Source organism: Saccharopolyspora sp. (genome assembly GCF_017434145.1).
Lineage (GTDB): Bacteria > Actinomycetota > Actinomycetes > Mycobacteriales > Pseudonocardiaceae > Saccharopolyspora_C > Saccharopolyspora_C galaxeae.
This window is the reverse complement of the sequence record NZ_JAFRFW010000741.1, coordinates 1-3327: the sequence shown is the minus strand read 5'-3', so window position 1 is coordinate 3327 and position 3327 is coordinate 1. Positions and strand designations below refer to the sequence as shown.

4 protein-coding genes are annotated in these 3327 nt (G+C 71.2%); all 4 read right to left on the bottom strand.

The genetic code is table 11. The annotated features are described in order from the left end of the window. The coding region (gene selA / locus IJH84_RS20210; RefSeq protein WP_295147564.1) for an L-seryl-tRNA(Sec) selenium transferase at nt 1-853 on the bottom strand (853 nt) is incomplete at its 3' end. Nucleotides 854-936: 83 nt separating this feature from the next. Then, complete coding sequence (locus IJH84_RS20205; protein WP_295147561.1) at nt 937-1596, bottom strand: hypothetical protein; 660 nt, start codon at nt 1594-1596, stop codon at nt 937-939. Beyond that, nucleotides 1593-2441 (bottom strand): ATP-binding cassette domain-containing protein, encoded by an 849-nt coding sequence (locus IJH84_RS20200; protein ID WP_295147558.1) that lies wholly within the window; start codon nt 2439-2441, stop codon nt 1593-1595. The genes IJH84_RS20205 and IJH84_RS20200 overlap by 4 nt, the downstream gene beginning before the upstream one ends. A gap of 198 nt (nt 2442-2639) precedes the next feature. Further along, nucleotides 2640-3327, bottom strand: a 688-nt coding sequence (locus IJH84_RS20195) for an SDR family oxidoreductase (RefSeq protein WP_295147555.1), incomplete at its 5' end; no start/stop codon positions are given.

Sequence of the window (3327 nt, the reverse complement as noted above, 5' to 3'; positions counted from 1 at the left end):
GTCCGGCCTGCGGTCCGCCGAGCAGCTTGTCCCCGCTCGCGGTCACCACATCCGCGCCACCGGCCAGGGTGGTCTGCGCGTCCGGCTCGTCCGGCAGCACCGGATGCGGCCGCAGCAGCCCGGAACCGATGTCGGCGACCACCGGCACCGGCAGCTGCGCCAGCGCCGGCACCGGCACGCTGGAGGTGAACCCGGTGACCCGGAAGTTCGACGGGTGGATCTTGAGCACGAAGCCGGTGTCCGGGCCGATCGCGGCTTCGTAGTCGCGCAGCCGGACCCGGTTGGTGGTGCCGACCTCGCGCAGCCGCGCCCCGGTCGAGGTCAGCAGCTCCGGGATCCGGAAACCGTCGCCGATCTCGACCATCTCGCCGCGGGCGAGCACGATCTCGCGCCCGGCCGCGAGCGCGGTGGCCACCAGCGCCAGCGCGGCCGCGCCGTTGTTGACCACGTGCGCGGCTCCGGCCGCAGGCACCGCCTCGGTCAGCGCCGAGGTCGTGGACCGGCCGCGCGGCCCGCGCCGACCGCTGTCGAGATCCAGCTCGACGTCGCTGGTGCCCGCCGCAGCGCCGACCGCTTCGAGCGCGGCCTCCGACAGCGCGGCGCGGCCGAGGTTGGTGTGCAGCAGAACTCCGGTGGCGTTGCGAACCCGGCGCAGGCCGGTCGCGGCCGCCGGCAGCGCGGCCAGCGTCGCGTCGAGCACCGCATCCGGTTCGATCTCGCCGAGCCGGGCGCGTTCCTGCGCGTCGTGGACGATCGTCTTGACCGGCTCGTGCCCGAGCCGGTCGACCGCGTCCGCGACCTGCGGGTCGTTCAGGATGCGGTCGGTGGCTGGAATCCGGCGCCGCGCGTCCATGCGCGGAACCTTAGTGGTCGCGCGGGGTGCTCGTGGTCCATGGGCAGCGAGGGGCGATGGCTGGCGGGTTGATCGGCGCGGACTCAGTCCCGCCGGGTCGACACGAGGTGCGCGACAACCGTGCCGCCGATCAGCAGGAGCAGTGCGACACCGGCGTAGGCCGCGGTACCCGCCAGCGCATCGGGCGCGTCGGACGTGTTCGCCAGCAGCCGGATGGTCGGGTTGACCGGAGGCAACCCCGTCCCGAGCAGGAAGATCGCCACCAGCGCCAGTGCGGCGAGCACCGAATGCCCGGCGCGGGGCAGGACGAGCCGGGAACTGACCAGCCCGGCCGCGATACCCGTGCTGGCCGCGATGAACTGGGCGAGGAACCCCGCGGCGAGCTCTGCGGCCCCGATGGGATGCGCGGCGAACAGCGGTGCCGACACCAGCAGCACCCCGGAGACGAGCAGGCAACCGGCGAGTGCCACCAGCACGGTCGCGATCAGAACCCGGCGGAAACCGCCCGCGTTGACCGCGGTGATCTCGCGGCGGACCGGGTCCTCGGCGGCCACCAGCACGAGGGTGAACCAGGTCGAGCAGGCGAACAGCACTCCGGCGACGGCACCGTAGGTGCCCACGACCGGACTGGTCCCGGTTCCGGCGATGAACATGATCGCGACGCCTGCGAAGAGCATCAGCGGCGGCAGGAACCGCTGCGAGTGCAGCACGACGGCGGTGATGTAGCGGACCAGCGCGATCATCGCGTGCTCCGATCGCCTTGGTCGGCCGGAGCTGCGGTGACCAGCGACCAGCCGTCGTGCAGCGCCGATAGCACGATCCGGTCGGCGTGCGACGCGCTCACGTGCACCACGATGCGGTCGGAGTCGGCTTGTACGTCCAGCACGCCATCGCGGGCTTCCCACTCCGCGCTGCGCACGAGACCGCTCGGGGCGCGCAGCACCAGCCGGGTCGGGGCCGGAGCCTCCTGCCCAGCATCCCTGTCGAGGGCGACGCGACCGCCGGTCACCTGGTAGACGATGTCGGCGTTGGTCCGCACGACCGACTCGCGGTGGTCGGTGAACACGACCGCTCCGCCCGAATCGGCGATCTCCCGCATGATCCCGGCCAGTTCGGCCTGCGCGGAGGCGTCCAGACCGGACCACGGCTCGTCCAGCACCAGCAACCGGGGCGGTACCAGCAGCGCCTGGGCGAGTGCGACCTTGCGTGCGTTGCCCTTCGACAACGTGCTCAGCGAGCGGTCCGCACCGCGGGTCAGAGCCAGCCGGGTCAGCAGCTCGTCGGTGCGGCTGCCCGCGGATTTCCCGCGCAGTCCGCGGATGCGGCCCATGCGCGTGAGGTAGCCGCGGGCGGACATGCGGTCGTCGGCTGGGAAGCGTTCCGGGACGGACCCGATCTCGCCGGGGCGCCCCAGCACCCGCCCGCTGCTGGGCCGGCTCGCTCCGGCCACGATGCGCAGCAGTGTCGACTTGCCGGAGCCGTTGGCGCCGCGGAACGCGACGAGCTCACCGGGCGGTAGGTCGGCATCGACACCGGAGAGCACCCATGGTCCTCGCCGGTATCGTTTGCCCACCGCGCGCAGCTGCACGTCGCTCCTTCGATGTCGGGCCGGATCGGTTTTACCGTACAACGGAGGTCGGCGATTCGGACCGCGCGGGAAACCGGCCGGACAGCGGCGTGACCGGGACCGCACCGAGCTTCGCCGCGCAGAATCTCGCCAGGCGGTCGGCGAGTCGTCCGCTCGTCGCAATGTCAGTCCACTGCGGACAGCACGTTGGAAAACCGCTCACGTGCCCTTCCTCAGTCGTTCCGGTAGCCGGGCTCGGAGTCCGTCGAGGATGTTCAAGTACTGCGTCGGCGCGATCCGCACGAGCGCGTCCAACGCGTAGGCGTCCGGGCCGACCAGGATGCGCGCCTTGCCGCGTTCGACGCCGTGGTGGATGATCCGCGCGGCTTTGTCCGGTGAAGTCATCGTCAGCGACTCGAACTGGTCGGCGAGCTGGTCGTGCGTCCGGCCCATGCCGAGCGGATCCCGATGAATCCGCCCATTGCGGGCGATGTTCGTGGTGATTCCTCCTGGATGGACGGTCACCGCTCGCACGCCGGTGCCGCGCAGCTCGTGGCGCAGCGATTCGGTGAAACCCCGGACGGCGAATTTAGCCGCGCAGTAGGCACTTTGATGCGGCATGCCGAGCAGCCCGAACACGCTGGAGGTGTTCACCACGACCCCTTCGTCCTGTTCGGACAGAAGTGGCAGGAACGCGCGGGTTCCGTTGACCACGCCGTGGAAGTTGATGCCGTGCAGCCATTCTTCGTCTTCGGGTAACGCATCTCGCACGGTCGAACTCAGCGCGACACCGGCGTTGTTGAACACCGCCGCCAGCGGCGCCGAAATCCAACCCCGTACTTCCTCGGCGAACCTCCGCTGGTCGGCTGCGTGTCGCACGTCGAGCACGCGGGTGAGCACCGGAGCG